Consider the following 16305-nt stretch of genomic DNA (forward strand, 5'->3'; position numbering starts at 1 on the left):
ATAGACGCTTCGCCTGAGTAATCAGGCGAAAGCTGCTTCACGGGCTACGCGATGAATGTCATCTCGCGTCAGACCGAGATCATAAAGCTCGCGGTCAGTGCAACCGCTCAACTCGCGCAGATTTTCGCGATACTGCATCCAACGGGAAAACTGGGTACGGAGGTGGTTCATTGTGGTATCCCCTTATATTCAGCACCTTCTAAGCGCTGAGCTTTTTACCTTCCTCCCAATATGAAGCTTCCGTCTTTTTAATCGTTTTGAGAAGTGCATAAACTGCATGGCTGCAATGACGTCAGCGCTGACACAATGAGTGACCCGCAGTAACGCAGTTCTTTACTGCCCGCGATAAAAGTGATCGGCAAAACACCTCTCCATAGAGTTAGGAGGGCGTTCGAAACTTGTAATCTTCGGATTTTAACTAAATCTGTTTATCTGGCTTAACAGAATAAGATTCCCCAACGTATGAACAAAACGATATTTATTGTCGGGAACGGTCCTCTCGACCGTGATCTGTCTTCTGAAATTGACGCAGCCGATCTTGTCCTTCGTTTCAATGAACCGCGCGTCTCTCTCGGAATGAGCGGCACAAAAACCGACATGTTGATGCTTGCAACATCGAGCAAGCAGATGGAACAATGGATCAAAGATCCGACTTTCATAAATTCTGAGATTGTTCGAAATACCCCAGAAGTTCTGTTTGCATTTCATCCGAGCATCATCAAGCGGTTCCACCACCACCCCAATTTTCTCTCACGCCTAAAAGGCCGCCGCGCTGACTGGACCAATCAGGCAATTGACTATTTCGGTCGTGCTGGAAAGAAGATCCGCATTATGCCTTCGCAGGATTATTTCGCTGTTTGTGAAGAGCTTGGCATTGGCGCTGACCGCATGAAGACAGTCTTTCCCAGCACTGGCTTCTTCGGTATCTGGCTTGTTCTGCGTAAATACTCTTTACCCGATTGGGACGTCAAAATCTGTGGCTTCAGCTGGGAAGGCTGGAAGCGGCACGACTGGGCAGCCGAGCGCAAGTGGATCGAAGAAAAGATCGCTGCGGGAGATCTTCATAAAGTAGGCTAGTAAGTGTGACTTGCGAAAATTAAGCGCATAGCAGATATAGAACGCCGCTTCGGCTGAATTTACTTTTTGCGCGCTCAGGTTTTACATGAACATCAAGGCCTTTATCATCCACTTGGCGCGCGCGACCGATCGCGGACCGCAAGTCGACAAACTCATTCGTGAACTGCCTGTCAAAACGGAAGTCATTGACGCTGTTGACAGCCGCGCGCTCGCAGACACGGAAATCAAACGCGTTTACCGCCGCAAACTTCATGCGCCGCGTTATCCTTTTGAATTGAGCAAGAATGAAATCGCGTGCTTTCTGTCGCATCGCAAAGCTTGGCAGGCCATTGTTGATCAGAAACTCGATGCCGGTTTTATCATCGAAGACGACATCGAACTGACAGACGTTTTTAACGCCGCCTTCCATGCCGTCACCAATCATTTTGAGCCAGGTAGTTTCGTACGCTTCACTTTCCGCGATGACCGCGAGCATGGTCGCGAAGTGTTTCGCAACGACCAGATACGCATCATTATTCCCAATCCAATCGGGCTTGGTATGGTGGCGCAGCTTGTGAGTTTCGACGCGGCTCAGAAATTGCTTGCAGCGACAGAACAGTTCGACCGACCTGTCGACACCACTGTACAAATGCGCTGGGTGACGAGCCTGCAGCCGCTTGCAGTGATCCCAGGCGGGGTCAAGGAAATCTCCGCACAGCTTGGCGGGACGACCATCCAGCACAAGAAGTCCTTCTCAGATAAGCTTGCGCGTGAGATCCTGCGCCCAATCTACCGGATGCGTGTGCGTCGCTTTTCTGCAAGATCGAAGTGAAACAAATGGCTGTTCCGATTCTTCTCTATCATCAGATTGCCCCTCTCCCACATAAGAAGATTCCTTTTCGCGGGCTTTGGGTGCATCCGGACAAGTTTCGAAACCAGATGGCCTGGCTGAAGAGGCTTGGTTATCAAGGCCTCTCACTGCGCGATGCCATGCCTTATATTAAAGGCGAGAAGACCGGCAAAGTCGCAGTCATCACCTTCGATGACGGGTTTCTCAATAATTATGAGAATGCGCTGCCGGTTCTTGCCGATTTTGGCTTCACGGCAACCAATTACTTTGTCGCCAATCAGGTTGGCGGCAGTAATGTCTGGGATCAGGCCATGGGTGTGCCTTTGACGCCCTGCATGTCGGTCGCGCAGATGCGTGAATGGGCAGCACTCGGCCACGAAGTCGGCGCGCATACAATCGATCACGTCAATCTTGAAAAGATACCGGAAGACGAAGCCCGACAGCAGATCGCCCTATCCAAGACCATGCTCGAGGACATGCTTGGATCAGAAGTGACCAACTTCGCTTATCCCTATGGCGGGAATCATGCCGTGCATCGCGAGATGTGCCGCGAAGCCGGATATGAAACCGCAACAACGACAGTCCATGCCCGTGCGCGAGCATCCGACGATCCATTCGGCATGCCGCGGGTCTATGTACGCCGCCGAGATTTGGCACCAAAATTCATCTACCGCCTGATGACCAGATAGCCCGCCTTTTTTGTTCAGATACTGAAAACCGGCTATTTGTTTGATTTTGATCAATGCAGCTTCACGAAAGCGTGGCAAATTGACCGTCATTGCGGCATGGACGCAATCGAGCAAAAGCGGTACTAGAGCAGTAACAAGGAGCGTATAATGGACTATCGCCGGTTTTTTGAAGAAGCGATCGACCAGTTGCACGCCGAGAAGCGTTACCGCGTGTTTGCTGATCTTGAACGCATTGTGGGCCGCTTCCCCCGAGCTACCTGGCGTAACAATGGCACTGCCCGTGAGATCACCGTTTGGTGCTCGAACGACTATCTTGGCATGGGGCACCATCCTGATGTCATTAAGGCAATGTGCGATACAGCCAACAATACAGGCTCCGGCGCAGGTGGAACCCGCAATATTTCGGGTAACAACCATCCGCTTGTAGAGCTGGAAGCAGAACTTGCCGATCTGCATGGCAAGGAAGCCGGTCTCGTCTTCACATCAGGTTTTGTTTCCAACGAAGCATCGATCTCGACAATTGCACGGCTGCTTCCAAATTGCCTGATCCTTTCTGACGAATTGAACCACGCTTCAATGATCGAAGGCGTGCGTCGCTCCGGTGCAGAAAAGAAGATTTTCCGCCATAACGACGTCGAGCACCTCGAACAGCTTCTGAAAGCTGCGGACCATTCCCGCGCCAAGCTGATCGTGTTTGAATCCGTTTATTCGATGGATGGCGACATTGCGCCTATCGAAAAGATTGCAGACCTCGCCGACAAATATAACGCCATGACCTATATCGATGAGGTCCATGCAGTTGGCATGTATGGCGCCCGTGGTGGTGGCATCACCGAACGTGACGGCCTTGCCGATCGCATCGACATTATCGAAGGCACGCTTGCCAAGGCATTTGGCGCGCTGGGTGGCTACATCACCGGTTCTCGCGCAATCATCGATGCTGTGCGTTCTTATGCGCCGGGCTTCATCTTCACAACGTCGCTTCCGCCAGCGGTTGCTGCTTCCGCGACCGCTGCGATCCGTCACTTGAAGGTTTCGCAGGTCGAACGCGATGGCCAGCAGCGTCAGGCGCAGCGCGCCAAGGACGTTCTGTCGGCTGCCGGGTTCCCGGTCATGTCTTCGGAAACACACATCGTACCAATTCTGGTTGGCGATCCGGAACTTTGCAAGAAAGCCAGCGACCGTCTTCTCGACGTGCATGGCATCTATATTCAGCCAATCAACTATCCGACTGTGCCACGCGGCACCGAGCGCCTGCGCATCACGCCGTCACCATTGCATGACGACCTACTGATTGATGGTCTCAAGGATGCATTGTTGGAAGTCTGGAACACTCTCGGCATCCCATTTGCAGAACCGGATGCACCGAAAGCTGCTAATTCAGACCGCATCATTCCGCTGATGGTTTCCAAAGCGGGCGGCTGATAAGTTCAGCAATAAAGCATCAAAAAAGGCCGGTTTTCACCGGCCTTTTTGCTATTCATCATCGACTGTGTAGACCCGAAGGCGATGCCCATCCGGATCGGCAGCAACGAAACTGCGTCCAAAATCAAGGTCGGTCGGCAGCATGAGGATGGAAGCCCCCTTCGCCTTCCAATCAACATACATTGAATCGACCATTCCCGGTTCATTCACGCGGAAGCCAAGATCCGCCGCCCCGCCTGCGGCGGTTGGTGCCGGTTCAACGCCAGTTTTTTTCCAAAGGCCCAGGCCAAGACCAGAAGGCAAAATGAACATACCAAATGTCGGGCTGGCTGCTACCGGCTCCTGCCCGAGCAGCTTTGTATAAAAGCGAATGCTAGCGTCTGTGTCGGTGACGAAAAGCAGGATACTGTTCTTGTCGATCATCAAAATGTCCTCTGTAAAATTGTGACATCCTCGATCTACAGCAACACACTGCCAGTTTTTGGCAGCATCATAATTCGCGTGGTTTAATTCCTTGTGTCTCACGCCACTCACGCAACAGAGTCTGACGGCGTTTCGGATAACGCTGTTCCGCAATGTCAACCGCAGCAATTCTGTCCGTGCGAAAGTGCCGGAAGCCTTCACGCAATTCGCACCAAGCAACGAGCACGCGCGCATCATCAAAAAATGAAAGTGCAAACGGCCAGATTGCGCGCTTTGTCACCTGGCCATTGCCGTCCTGATAATCGAGCAGTACTTTGCGTTCAGTCCTGATCGCTTCGCGAAGAATTGCAGTATCGATGCCATCGGTCGGCAGCTTTGCACTCGGACCGACAAGGAGCGTTGAGGTATCAAGCGTTGCCCGCAATTCATCGGGCAAGACAGCGCTTATGCGTGCAAGTGCGCCTTTTGCAGCATCCTGAAGCTTGTGGTCGGTTCGCTCCGCCACCCACCGCGCACCCAATACCAGCGCATCGATCTCTTCGGGACGAAACATCAATGGAGGCAACAGAAAGCCGGGTTTGAGTACATAACCAATACCCGGTTCGCCCTCAATCTCTGCCCCCTGCGCCTGCAAACTTGCAATATCGCGATACAGCGTGCGGATACTGACACCGGTTTCCGCGGCAAGCGTTTTGCCACTAACCGGCCGACGGTGACGGCGCAATGCCTGCAAGAGTTCAAAAAGACGTTCTGATCGGGACATAATCTGAGATGTATCGCATTACCCTAATGCCAGATAGTGGCAGCAGGGTTGATTTGGGCGATAAAGCCCTGTCCGGAGCTAACCGCTTATCTCTGATTGATCCACTGTACCAGCCTTGCTGCAGATTCATCCACCTGCTGCGGATCGCGACAGAAGCAAAGACGGAAGAAGCCCTCACCGCCCAGACCAAATGCGCTGCCCGGTGCGAGACCGACATTTGCATTATCGACCATATCGATCGCAGCCTGGACCGAATTCGTCACACCTTCGACGCCGAAGAACAAATAGAAAGCACCCTGTGGCGGCGCCAAACGCACCCTGCCAGTTTCCTGCAACGTCGCGCAGAGACGGTCCCGCGTTGAACGCGCACGCTCCACCTGCATGGCAATGAAGTCATCTCCATGGTCAAGTGCCGCAACCGCACCGCGCTGCATGAACTGCGCCACACCGGAATTGGAATACTGAATCATGTTCTCGACAACAGGGCCGATGGACGGATGTACCGTCATCCAACCCACGCGCCAGCCGGTCATCGCCCAGTTCTTCGAGAAGGAATTGACGAAGATGATACGGTCATCCGGCTCCATGATGTCCATGAAGGATGGCGCACGCCCACCGCCATAATAAAAATGGGTGTAAATCTCGTCGGCAATGATCCAGATACCCTTCTCACGGGCCAGATTGAGGATGAAGCGCAGCGTCTCAATGTCGGCAGTCCAGCCAGTCGGATTGGACGGCGTATTGATGAACATGGCGCGGGTGCGTGGTGTAATCGCCGCAGCAATCTTCTCAGGATCGAGAACCCAGCCATTGGCGCCGAACTCTAGCTCGACCGGCACAGGAACTGCCCCTGCTAGCCCTGCGGCGCCGACGAAGTTAGGCCAGGCAGGCGAAAGATAGATTGCTTCTTCACCCGCACCAGTGGTTGCCTTCAGCGCCATTTCAATGGCGTGCATTCCTGAACCGGTGACATAGAAGTTTTCAGGATTGAAGGATTGCGGGAAATGACGCGCGTGATAACGGGCAAGCGCTTCACGGAGTTCGGGAATGCCAGCCTGCCACGTATAGAAGGTTTCACCATCTGCGATACCCTTCTGGGCCGCCTCTCGGATGAAATCAGGAGTGGGCAGATCGCCCTCTCCAACCCACAGCGGAATTAGTCCCGGCTTACCCCGGCCATGATTGGCAACGGCAACAATGCCGCTTTCGGGTGACTGGGCTGCTTCAGGTCGAAGTTTGGCGATAAGCGTCATTTGTTCCCACATAAAATCCGGTTGTGCTTGCACCTGATTAGCAAGGAGCACACATGAAATCATGTGGTATTTTGTGATGATCCGATCAGCCTTATTGATGGATCAAACGAGAAACGGAGCCCGAAGGCTCCGCTCTTGAGAAACTATTCTGAAAGCAATCAGGCTTTGCTCTGCTTTGCCAGAAGATCGCGGATTTCGGCCAGCAGAACTTCATCGCGTGGCAGCTCTGCTGCAGCTTCCGGCTTGGCTTCTTCCTTCTTCTTGAGGCGGTTCATCGCCTTGACCACGATGAAGAGAACCCAGGCAACGATCAGGAAGTTGATGAGCAGGGTAACGAAGTTACCATAAGCAATGGTCGCGCCAGCTTCACGAGCAGCAGCGAGCGTGGACTTTGGATCGCCAGCAAGCTGGATGAACATGTTGGAGAAGTCGATACCACCGGTGATCAAACCAATGACCGGCATGATGATGTCATTGACGATGGAGTTAACGAGACCACCAAATGCCCCGCCGATGATAACACCGATGGCCAGATCGACCATGTTGCCCTTGAGAGCAAATTCTCTGAATTCTTTCAACATTAGCCAGTATCCCTCTCAAACACGAGCTTAACCGGGGCCGTCTTTGCTGCGGGTAAGCTTCGCCAGATAAATCACTACGATGAACTCCTGCGATCAGCCACGATCACAATTGTTCGCTCGCTAGATTGTAGGCGAAAATATTCAAAGAAAAGATGAACTTTCAAAAAGCACCAATTAGAGGCGTCTTTTTTTAAACTAGCTAAAGAAAGAGGCGCAGAAAATGCGCCTCTTATTTTTGATCTTATGCTGCAAAGCGTTTTGTTGCTTCAATCAATTCGTGGGTGATGCCCGGTTCAGTAACGGAATGCCCACTGTCTTCAACGATCTTCAGATCGGCTTCGGGCCACATCTTCTTGAGTTGCCATGCATTAATGAATGGCGTGCAGATATCATACCGTCCATGAACGATGACGCCCGGAATCTGTCGGATACGCTCAACATTCCGAAGAAGCTGGTCATCGCTTTCGAGGAAGCCACGGTTCTGGAAATAGTGACATTCGATCCGGGCGAAAGCGACCGCGTAGAGGTCTTCGCCGAAGGCTTCGACACGCGCCGGATCAGGCTGGATCGACAACACCGATCCTTCCCAGCGCGCCCACAGACGAGCCGCGGCAAGCTGCACCTGCGGATCTCGATCCGTCAGACGCTTGTAGTAAGCTGCGATCATATCGCCTCGTTCATCTTCCGGAATATGCTCCTGATAGGCTTCGAAGTGATCCGGGAAGATGATGCTTGCACCATTGGAGTACATCCAATCGACTTCAAACCGGCGCACCATGAAAATGCCGCGCAGAATGATTTCCGAGACATGCTCAGGATGAGTTTCGGCATAGGCCAACCCCAGTGTCGAGCCCCATGAGCCGCCGAATACCTGCCATTTATCTAGACCGAGATGAGCGCGGATATGCTCCATATCGGCCACAAGATCCCAGGTGGTATTCTCACGCAGTTCAGCATGAGGCGTGGAGCGTCCGCAACCGCGCTGATCGAAAAGGATGATACGATATTTCTCGGGATCGTGCAGACGACGCATGGCAGGCGTGATGCCGCCGCCGGGACCGCCATGAATCATGATAACGGGTTTGCCATCAGGATTGCCGCATTGCTCGACATGGATGCGGTGCAGAGGCGAAACCTGCAGCATCTCTTCCTTGAAGGGCTGGATTTCAGGATAAAGCGTATTGCGCGTCATAAAGTGCCTTTTCGTTCCCGTTAGAGCCGCCCCCATCTTTGCCGGGTTGCTCTCGTTCATATGTGAAATTAGCACATAATGCGGCCAGAAGGCGGCAATGCGACATATGTTCAGGCCAAATACCGCTATTTTTGGTTGCCCGGATTGAAAATCGGCATAAAACAAAAGAGTTGCATGTAATAATGCATCGCTCGGGGAGGACATAGAAAATGGCGTGCGAGGCTTATGCAGTTTATCATCGCTGACGACCATCCGCTTTTCAGAGGCGCGTTGCGGCAGGTTCTGTCCAGTTTGCCTGAAGAGGCTGAAATCATCGAAGTCGGCGATTTCGATGCCGCGAAAAAACTGGTCGTAGAACGCGACGATATTGATCTGCTGCTGCTGGATCTTACCATGCCCGGAGGCACGGGCCTTTCCGGTCTGGTCACGCTTAAAGCGCTTCAGCCTGCTCTGCCGATCATCATTGTTTCAGCAACCGACGATGCCGCAACAATCCGCCACGCGGTCGAACTCGGCGCATCGGGTTTCATATCCAAATCGGCCAGTATGGAAGCCATTGGTGAAGCCGTACATGCGGTTCTTGCCGGCGACATCTGGACACCATCGGACATCGATCTTGATCAGGCACATGATCCGGAAATCGAAGCGCTGATTAACAAGATCAGAACGCTTACACCGCAGCAAACGCGTGTTCTCACCATGCTCGCCGAGGGATTGCTCAACAAGCAGATCGCCTATGAGCTGAATGTTTCGGAAGCCACCGTCAAGGCGCATGTCTCCGCTGTTTTGCAGAAGCTTGGCGTTGACAGCCGCACACAGGCGGTCATTCTGCTGTCGCGCATCGGTAATGATGCGTTGAGCTCAGAGCCACTCTGATAATTCATTCTGCCGCTGATTGGCGCTGATGCAATGCGCTCGATAAAAGCGAGCGCAGAGCTGCGGGACGCAGCGGCTTGTTTAACACCGTGACGTTCTCGTCGTCGGCTCGTTTGCGAACTTCCTTGGAACGATCGGCCGTCAGCAGAATAGCCGGAATCTCATGTCCGAAATTCTCGCGCGTGAAACCGATCATATCCAGCCCGTTCTCATTATCGAGATGATAGTCAGCCACGATAATATCCGGCGCCACTTCACGCTCCACACAGAACACTTTCAGCCCGGCACCACCGCGCAGCGTTGTCACATTGCAGCCCCAGCCATTGAGCAGGGTTTCCATTCCGGCCAAAATATTAGCGTCGTTGTCGATGCAGAGCACGTCAAGCCCCGTCAGACTGGAGGCACGTTTCACGCCCTTGCGGCTGGCGATTTCCTCAACCGGGACTGCTTCATCGCTGATCGGAAGACAGAGCGTGAAAACGCTACCCTTGCCCGGGTCCGATGAAACCGTCAGCGGCAGTTCGAGCATCCGTGCGATACGATCGACGATCGAAAGACCAAGCCCCAGTCCTTCTGCCTCGCGCATTCCTTCATCAAGGCGCGTGAATTCGCGGAAAACCAGTTTAAGCTTCGGCTTCGGGATACCGATACCTGTATCAAGCACCTGCAATTCCACAAAATCACCGCGACGACGGACGCCTAAGAGAATGCCGCCTTTACGGCTGTATTTGATAGCATTGGAAACGAGGTTCTGGATAAGACGACGCAGCATGTTGCGATCAGTCTTGACCACGATACTCGATGGAACCACGCGCAGTTTCAGCCCCTTTTTGCGTGCCATCGGCGTGAAATCAGTGGCGATCTGGCTCAAAAGCCGGTCGAGCCGGAAGGCCGAAACTTCAGGCTTCAGCGCACCCGTATCAAGTCGCGATATATCGAGGACCATTCCGAGAATGGCTTCCACCGATTCAAGTGAAGAATCGATGTTTCTTGCAAGTTGGCTTGTTTCTGCGCGGCCGAGTTTTTCGGCCAGTGCGGTGCTGTAGAGCCGTGCAGCATTGAGCGGTTGCAGAATGTCGTGACCAGCCGCAGCAAGAAAGCGCGTCTTTCCCAGATTGGCTTCTTCGGCGACGCTCTGCGCCTTGGCGAGTTTCTGGTTCACATGGGTTAATTCTGCCGTACGGTCAGCAACGCGCTGCTCCAGCACTTCCGCGGCCCGCTGACGGCTGATATCCGCCTCGACCTCATCAGTAATATCGGTATAAGTCGCCACAAGTCCGCCATCTGGCATCGGATTGGAATTGATTTCCAGCACCTTGCCCGTCGATTTCAGCGTCAGACGCCACGGTTTGCGCAATGTCGCCAGCGAACGAATGGCAGCGTTCTGTGCATTGGCTGCGAGATCGCCGCTGCGTGCCAGATGCTCCACAATCTCAGAGACCGGTATGCCCACCTGCATCACTTCATCAGGCAGATCGAACAGCCTGCGAAACTGACGGTTCCAGCAGGTTAGACGCAAGTCCTTGTCGAGAACCGTGATACCCTGGTCCATCTGGTCGAGAGCGATCTGCAAAAGATCGCGGTTTTGTTGCAGAGCAACGGAAGCATCATCCAGTAACTGCCGCGCATCGCGTGCTGATGCATCATTGCGCTTGAGCAGCAACGACAGAACCAGACGTGCCGACGAAGAGCCGACGGCCGTGCCAAGCAATTGTTCTGCGTAGCGGATGAGCGGCGTGTCGACCGTCATGCCCGGATCAAGCCTGCGCTGCTCACGCCCTTCAAAACGCAGGAAAGCGCGCTCTACACGTTCGGCACCGAGATAACGGGCCATGGTTGCTTTGAGTTCGGCAACGGTAACGGTTGTGCGGAAACGCTTGAGCGTGGGGGTGCCGATAAAATAGCGTGGCAGGAAAATACTGGCCTGAATACGTTCAAGCGGCGTCGAGGCACGCGACAGCGAGCCAAGAAGATAGAACAACGTATTAGCGGCCAGGCTCCAGACCACGCCATTGGTGAGCGGTAGCATGTCAGTGCCAAACAGCGCTTCTGGGCGTAGAGCCGTGAACCCCAGAAATCCATCCCGCAAAATGGCAGCATTTTCAGGCGCAACCGTCGGCAACAACAGGGTGTAGGCCCAGATCAGAAAGCCCGCCGAAAGGCTCAGCATTGCCCCGCGCCCATTGGCATTGCGCCAGAACAGGCCGCCAATAAAAGACGGCACGAATTGCGCAATGGCCGCAAAGGATATGAGGCCAATGGATGCGAGATGAATATTATTTGACGCCATGCGGTAATAGGCGAAGGCCAGTGCCAGAATACCGATAATCGTCAGCCGCCGGGTATTGAGAATGATCATCGTCAGATCACGCTGCTCTGTCGGATGGCGCACGGCCAATCTGCGGATGATTAGCGGCAGAACAAGGTGGTTGGAGATCATGATCGAGAGCGCCACGCAGGCGACAATCACCATCGCGGTCGCAGCCGAAAGCCCACCTAAAAACGCAATCAACGCCAGCCAGTGTGCACCGGCTGAAAGTGGCAAAGCTAGTACATAAAGATCGCCGCTCACCGTATTTCCAAGCGTCATCACGCCAATCAGCGCAATCGGGAAAACGAAGATATTGATCAAGATCAGATAGAGCGGAAACAGCCACGACGCCGTGCGCAGTTCTTTTTCGCTGCGGCTTTCCACAACCGTCACATGAAACTGGCGCGGCAGCATAATGATGGCCGCAGCACTCAGCATCGTATGCACAATCCATGTGCCGATGGATGTTTCGTAGTGAAATGCATCAAGTGCTGCGGGCGATTGCGAGATCTTCTCTATCAGTTCACCGGGCGACCCAAACACGAAGAAAGTGCAGGCTAGTCCCACAGCAAGGAATGCGGAGAGTTTGATCACTGATTCGAGCGCAACCGCCAGAATAAGCCCATTCTGGTGCTCGGTCGCATCCGTATGGCGCGTACCGAACAGGATCGCAAAGACCGCCAGAACCGCTGCCACGGGCAGCGAAATATCGCCAAACACAAAGGACGAAGGATCAAAGGCTGAGCCGTAATGCTCCATCACCAGACCGACACTGCCGGAAACAGCTTTGAGCTGTAGCGCGATATAAGGAATGGACCCTACCGCTGCGATACAGGTTGCCAGCGACGCCACACCAAAGCTCTTGCCATAGCGCGCTGCCAGAAAATCGGCGATGGAAGTGATATGTTCGGCCTTAGCAAGCCGCACAATATGACGCAGCAGACGATTGCCAAGCGTGAAGACCAGAATAGGCCCGATATAAATGCCTAAGAACTCAAGCCCGCGCTGGGCTGATAAACCGACCGAGCCGAAGAAGGTCCACGACGTGCAGTAAACGGCAAGACTGAGTGCGTAAATATAGGGACGCGGGGCACTGCTCCAGCGCGCAGCACGTCTGTCGCCGATGCTTGCCACAGCAAACAGCATCAACAGATACAGAAATGCGACGCCTATAATTCCCCAGCCCTGCATTGCCGGACTTTCCTCCCCTGCCACCCCCCTTTATTGGTAAAGTAGACTAGGGAAGGCAAGCATTTTCAGGCAAAACACGCAAGCACTACTAAATAACGACAGGCCTACTGTTGTGCACCATTCGCTGGCTTCTCAGGCTCACTGTCAAAACTCTTTGCGACATCCATGAAGCGGCGCATGAAGCGTTCCATATAACCAAGCGACTGTTCGAACTCTGCATCGGACGGCAGCTTTGACGGCATAGCAGATGCAGCACCCGACTGAACTGCTGCAAGCTTATCCTCAAGCCTTTTCACGCGATCCTGCAGATCGGAAATGTCGTTCTCATAAGCCTCGCGGTCTTCGGTTGCCATCTTGCAGACAAGCTGCCCCTGATGCTCATTGCAGACTGAAAGCGCACCCGTTCGCGTATCGAGCCGCACATAGCCGGTTTCCGTGCCTTCAAGGCGATAGCGGCCATTTTCCTGCGCATAAGCACTGCTGGCAATAAAGCCGGTCCCAAGAAGTGAAACCGTGGCGAGCGTGCGAAACAACGGCATGTTTTTGCCAGACATGGTTCTGTCTCCCTAATAGCCTGTTTAAACGCATCCCGTCCGAAAGCCGCTTCACACTTTTCGAGATGCACTCTATTTCTCCGCGCATCTTATCCAAAAACCGCTTTGCACTTTTCGGGATGCACTCTATTTCTTCGCGCATCTTATCCAAAAACTGCTTTGCACTTTTCGGGATGCGCTTGAGCCTACCCCCATCATATGGGAGCTATGCGCGAAAAACGAACAAGTCATGCTTTGATTTTCTGATCAATTCGGGCTAGAGAGCCGCCATGACCAAAACGACCATCTACAAGATCGCCCCGCGCGATCTCTGGGCGCAGGCAGAAGAGGCTGGCAATTTTACCGGGGCACCCGTTGATATTGCCGATGGCTATATCCATTTCTCCACCAGTGAACAGGTGCGCGAAACAGCCGCCAAACATTTTGCCGGGCAAACGGATCTGCTGCTGGTAAGCGTAGATACAGCCGCCTTGGGCGATGCGCTGAAATTTGAAACCTCGCGCGGCGGGGCATTGTTTCCGCATCTTTATGCAATGCTGCCACTATCGGCAGTGGTTAAGGTCGAGCCATTGCTGCTCGACAAAGATGGTCTCCATATCTTCCCGGAGCTTGAGGACAAATGAGCGGGCTTTTTGAACTTTTTGGGCGACGTGCATTGTTTACGTTCGACGCCGAGCAAGCGCATGGTCTGTCCATCGCAGGGCTGAAAACTGGCATTGTCACCTGCAGCCGTCCACATGACCCGGCACTTTCGGTTAAGATTGCAGGTCTACAGTTTCCAAATCCCGTGGGCATGGCAGCCGGTTACGACAAGAATGCCGAAGTTCCTGATGCACTCTTGAAGATCGGCTTCGGATTTACCGAAGTAGGCACCATCACGCCACGTCCGCAGAGTGGTAATCCGCGCCCGCGTATTTTCCGTCTCGTGGACGATCGCGCTGTGATCAATCGTCTTGGCTTCAACAATGAAGGCCACGATGCAGCGTTCAAGCGCCTTTCGCAGCGCGCTGGCAAAAGCGGCATTGTCGGCGTTAATATCGGTGCCAACAAGGATGCTGAAGACCGCATCGGCGATTATGTAGCTGGTATTCGCAAGTTCTATCAGCTGGCGCGGTATTTCACCGTGAACATCTCTTCGCCCAACACACCGGGCCTGCGCAATTTGCAATCCCGTGATGCGCTGCGCGAGCTGCTCTCCCGTGTGCTTGCTGCCCGCGATGAAGAAGGCAAGATGTGCACGCTGAAGCGTCCGGTTTTCCTCAAGATCGCGCCTGATCTGAGCGACGAAGAACTCGACGATATTGCGGCAGAAGCGCTTGAGCAGAAGCTTGACGGCATTATCGTTTCCAACACCACGCTTTCGCGCAACGGTCTGAACAGCACTGAGAACCGCGAAGAACCAGGTGGCCTTTCGGGCGTGCCGCTGTTTGAGCGTTCAACAATTATTCTGGCACGTATGCGCGAGCGCGTCGGCGCTGACATGCCGCTGATCGGTGTCGGTGGTATTGATAGTGCTGAAACCGCCCTTGCGAAAATCAAGGCGGGTGCTGATCTTATTCAGCTTTACACCGGCATGATCTATCGAGGTCCTGGTCTCGCATCCGAAATCGTGCGGGGACTTTCAGACGCCGTCAAAACCGCAGGTGTCGCCAGCATTGCTGATCTGCGCGACCGCGACACGAAGGAATGGGCCGCGCGCCGTCTGCCTGACTAAACTTCTCCTGAACATGACCCCGAAAACTGGTTCCCACTTTTCGGGGTCATGCTTTAAAAAACTCTGTTCTGTATCTGCGCGGCAGCAACGCCAGAAGCGTGATGCCGCGGATCGATAGGAACAGATTGATTGCCAGCCAAAGCCCGTGATTTCCCATCACGGGCTTCACTGCATAAAGCACAGCCAAAAAGAATATCAGAGAAAAGAACATCATGTTGCGCATATCGCGCGACCATGTTGCGCCGATGTAAACGCCGTCCATATGGAATGCGAGCAGGCCGGTGAGCCCGGTTAATGCCGCCCATGGCAGATATTTGATCGCCTCATCGCGCACATCGGAAGCCTTCGACAGAAGGTCGATAATCGCATCGCCAAACACAAGCAAAGTGAATGCAATCAAGCTGGCCATGACCAGCCCCCAAACGAAGGTAAGTTTCGCACCGCGAACAAATGCCGGGCTATAGCGCGCCCCGACCGAGCGGCCTACGATCTGTTCCACTGCGGCGGCCATACCATCGAGAAAGAAACCGCAGACGAGGAAGAAATTCATCAAAACCGCGTTTGCCGCCAGCGTCACCGGACCGAGCTCTGAACCCGCGCGGGTGAAGAATGCAAAGGCAGTCAAAAGCAGAATGGAGCGGATCATGATGTCGCGGTTAAGCGCGACCATCCGCACAAGACCTTCTTTCTGAAAGATGCGCGCCCAATCAGGCCTGCGTCCTGTCGTGCGATTGAAGTGACGCGCAACAAGCGTGAGGCCAATGATTGCCGCAACAGTTTCGCCCGTCACCGTGGCCCATGCAACACCGGCCACACCCCAGCCAAGTTCCAGCCCGAGCACAATGCAGAGAATAATATTGATACCGTTAATTAGCACCTGAAGGCTGAGGCCCAGAATACCCTGCCCCCGTCCGAGCAGCAGACCCAGAACGGAATAATTAATAAGCGCCACCGGTGCCGAAAGCATCCGGATTGACACATAAGTCACCATCGCTTCCTGAGTGGCAGGTGTCGGGTGAATGAAATCAGACGCAACAGTCAGCACGAGCGGCAGGCTCAGGATCATCAGCAAGCCAGCAGCAATCGCTATAATGATAGCCCGCCAGAATATGGCCTGTTCTTCCGCCTTGTCGCCCGCGCCCATCGCCTGTGCGACAAGCCCGGTGGTGCCGGATCGCAGAAAGCTGAACATGGTCAGCAGAAAATCGAAAACCAGTGCGCCGATAGCGAGGCCACCAATCAATTCGGCCTGCCCCATCTGACCGACCACACCCATATCCACCAGCCCAAGCAAGGGCGTAGTGACGGCGGCGAGTGTCATCGGCACGGCGATCATCATCACCATGCGATGGGTCACTTCAAATGGTCTGGAAACAATGCTCTGATCGTGCAGCATCTGATCCCTGGCTTTCCTCGAATATCGGTCG

General features: G+C 53.8%; 16 protein-coding genes. 7 read left to right on the top strand and 9 right to left on the bottom strand.

Annotated elements, in window-relative coordinates; translation table 11 throughout:
• Positions 1-21: 21 nt before the first annotated feature.
• Complete coding sequence (locus RT142_RS02940; RefSeq protein ID WP_007873528.1) at positions 22-171, bottom strand: DUF1127 domain-containing protein; 150 nt, start codon at positions 169-171, stop codon at positions 22-24.
• A 291-nt stretch (positions 172-462) separates the two neighbouring features.
• Between RT142_RS02940 and RT142_RS02945 the strand changes: the two genes are divergently transcribed.
• From RT142_RS02945 to hemA, 4 genes are all read left to right on the top strand, one after another.
• On the top strand, positions 463-1077 hold the full coding sequence (locus RT142_RS02945; RefSeq protein ID WP_079211497.1) for a glycosyltransferase family 29 protein: 615 nt from the start codon (positions 463-465) through the stop codon (positions 1075-1077).
• Between the two features lie 85 nt (positions 1078-1162).
• Entirely contained in the window at positions 1163-1888 is a 726-nt protein-coding gene (locus tag RT142_RS02950) for a glycosyltransferase family 25 protein (protein WP_113158903.1), read from the top strand.
• A 5-nt stretch (positions 1889-1893) separates the two neighbouring features.
• Positions 1894-2595, top strand: coding sequence for a polysaccharide deacetylase family protein (locus RT142_RS02955; RefSeq protein ID WP_064320172.1), 702 nt, complete (start codon positions 1894-1896; stop codon positions 2593-2595).
• A 147-nt stretch (positions 2596-2742) separates the two neighbouring features.
• Positions 2743-4020, top strand: coding sequence for a 5-aminolevulinate synthase (gene hemA / locus RT142_RS02960; protein ID WP_064320171.1), 1278 nt, complete (start codon positions 2743-2745; stop codon positions 4018-4020).
• A 51-nt stretch (positions 4021-4071) separates the two neighbouring features.
• Here the strand turns inward: hemA and RT142_RS02965 are convergent, their stop codons facing one another.
• The 5 genes from RT142_RS02965 to pip all read right to left on the bottom strand — a co-directional run bounded on the left by RT142_RS02965 (position 4072) and on the right by pip (position 8232).
• The gene (locus RT142_RS02965; protein ID WP_007873523.1) at positions 4072-4443 is read right to left on the bottom strand and encodes a VOC family protein; all 372 of its coding nucleotides are present in this window, start codon (positions 4441-4443) and stop codon (positions 4072-4074) included.
• 67 nt (positions 4444-4510) lie between these two features.
• On the bottom strand, positions 4511-5206 hold the full coding sequence (locus tag RT142_RS02970) for a helix-turn-helix transcriptional regulator (RefSeq protein WP_112808127.1): 696 nt from the start codon (positions 5204-5206) through the stop codon (positions 4511-4513).
• Between the two features lie 86 nt (positions 5207-5292).
• Positions 5293-6459 (bottom strand): pyridoxal phosphate-dependent aminotransferase, encoded by a 1167-nt coding sequence (locus RT142_RS02975; RefSeq protein ID WP_113487520.1) that lies wholly within the window; start codon positions 6457-6459, stop codon positions 5293-5295.
• Positions 6460-6617: 158 nt separating this feature from the next.
• Positions 6618-7040, bottom strand: a complete 423-nt coding sequence (gene mscL, locus RT142_RS02980) for a large conductance mechanosensitive channel protein MscL (protein WP_007873519.1) — start codon at positions 7038-7040, stop codon at positions 6618-6620.
• Positions 7041-7281: 241 nt separating this feature from the next.
• On the bottom strand, positions 7282-8232 hold the full coding sequence (pip, locus tag RT142_RS02985) for a prolyl aminopeptidase (RefSeq protein ID WP_007873518.1): 951 nt from the start codon (positions 8230-8232) through the stop codon (positions 7282-7284).
• A gap of 225 nt (positions 8233-8457) precedes the next feature.
• Here pip and RT142_RS02990 point away from each other — a divergent pair, with 225 nt between their 5' ends.
• Positions 8458-9108 carry a response regulator transcription factor gene (locus tag RT142_RS02990; protein ID WP_079211491.1) on the top strand — a complete coding sequence of 217 codons (651 nt, stop codon included), beginning with the start codon at positions 8458-8460 and terminating at the stop codon, positions 9106-9108.
• 4 nt (positions 9109-9112) lie between these two features.
• Here the strand turns inward: RT142_RS02990 and RT142_RS02995 are convergent, their stop codons facing one another.
• Entirely contained in the window at positions 9113-12610 is a 3498-nt protein-coding gene (locus tag RT142_RS02995) for a hybrid sensor histidine kinase/response regulator (RefSeq protein ID WP_313027241.1), read from the bottom strand.
• Positions 12611-12714: 104 nt separating this feature from the next.
• Positions 12715-13164: a hypothetical protein gene (locus RT142_RS03000; protein WP_064320164.1), complete on the bottom strand. Its 450-nt coding sequence runs from the start codon at positions 13162-13164 to the stop codon at positions 12715-12717.
• A gap of 269 nt (positions 13165-13433) precedes the next feature.
• On the opposite strand from RT142_RS03000, the gene RT142_RS03005 reads away from it, so the two are divergent.
• Both RT142_RS03005 and RT142_RS03010 read left to right on the top strand, forming a co-directional pair.
• The gene (locus tag RT142_RS03005) at positions 13434-13787 is read left to right on the top strand and encodes a DUF952 domain-containing protein (protein ID WP_007873513.1); all 354 of its coding nucleotides are present in this window, start codon (positions 13434-13436) and stop codon (positions 13785-13787) included.
• Entirely contained in the window at positions 13784-14878 is a 1095-nt protein-coding gene (locus RT142_RS03010; protein WP_313027244.1) for a quinone-dependent dihydroorotate dehydrogenase, read from the top strand. The genes RT142_RS03005 and RT142_RS03010 overlap by 4 nt, the downstream gene beginning before the upstream one ends.
• A gap of 46 nt (positions 14879-14924) precedes the next feature.
• Here RT142_RS03010 and RT142_RS03015 read toward each other — a convergent pair whose 3' ends face one another.
• On the bottom strand, positions 14925-16274 hold the full coding sequence (locus RT142_RS03015; RefSeq protein ID WP_113158897.1) for an MATE family efflux transporter: 1350 nt from the start codon (positions 16272-16274) through the stop codon (positions 14925-14927).
• Positions 16275-16305: the final 31 nt, after the last annotated feature.

Origin of the sequence: Brucella sp. (genome assembly GCF_032066345.1) — a bacterium.
GTDB classification, from domain to species: Bacteria; Pseudomonadota; Alphaproteobacteria; order Rhizobiales; family Rhizobiaceae; genus Brucella; species Brucella pseudogrignonensis.

Coding starts and splice junctions, on each gene's coding strand:
- RT142_RS02940 (WP_007873528.1), bottom strand. CDS start 171: ATGAACCACCTCCGTACCCAGTTTTCCCGTTGGATGCAGTATCGCGAA.
- RT142_RS02945 (WP_079211497.1), top strand. CDS start 463: ATGAACAAAACGATATTTATTGTCGGGAACGGTCCTCTCGACCGTGAT.
- RT142_RS02950 (WP_113158903.1), top strand. CDS start 1,163: ATGAACATCAAGGCCTTTATCATCCACTTGGCGCGCGCGACCGATCGC.
- RT142_RS02955 (WP_064320172.1), top strand. CDS start 1,894: ATGGCTGTTCCGATTCTTCTCTATCATCAGATTGCCCCTCTCCCACAT.
- hemA (WP_064320171.1), top strand. CDS start 2,743: ATGGACTATCGCCGGTTTTTTGAAGAAGCGATCGACCAGTTGCACGCC.
- RT142_RS02965 (WP_007873523.1), bottom strand. CDS start 4,443: ATGATCGACAAGAACAGTATCCTGCTTTTCGTCACCGACACAGACGCT.
- RT142_RS02970 (WP_112808127.1), bottom strand. CDS start 5,206: ATGTCCCGATCAGAACGTCTTTTTGAACTCTTGCAGGCATTGCGCCGT.
- RT142_RS02975 (WP_113487520.1), bottom strand. CDS start 6,459: ATGACGCTTATCGCCAAACTTCGACCTGAAGCAGCCCAGTCACCCGAA.
- mscL (WP_007873519.1), bottom strand. CDS start 7,040: ATGTTGAAAGAATTCAGAGAATTTGCTCTCAAGGGCAACATGGTCGAT.
- pip (WP_007873518.1), bottom strand. CDS start 8,232: ATGACGCGCAATACGCTTTATCCTGAAATCCAGCCCTTCAAGGAAGAG.
- RT142_RS02990 (WP_079211491.1), top strand. CDS start 8,458: ATGCAGTTTATCATCGCTGACGACCATCCGCTTTTCAGAGGCGCGTTG.
- RT142_RS02995 (WP_313027241.1), bottom strand. CDS start 12,610: ATGCAGGGCTGGGGAATTATAGGCGTCGCATTTCTGTATCTGTTGATG.
- RT142_RS03000 (WP_064320164.1), bottom strand. CDS start 13,164: ATGTCTGGCAAAAACATGCCGTTGTTTCGCACGCTCGCCACGGTTTCA.
- RT142_RS03005 (WP_007873513.1), top strand. CDS start 13,434: ATGACCAAAACGACCATCTACAAGATCGCCCCGCGCGATCTCTGGGCG.
- RT142_RS03010 (WP_313027244.1), top strand. CDS start 13,784: ATGAGCGGGCTTTTTGAACTTTTTGGGCGACGTGCATTGTTTACGTTC.
- RT142_RS03015 (WP_113158897.1), bottom strand. CDS start 16,274: ATGCTGCACGATCAGAGCATTGTTTCCAGACCATTTGAAGTGACCCAT.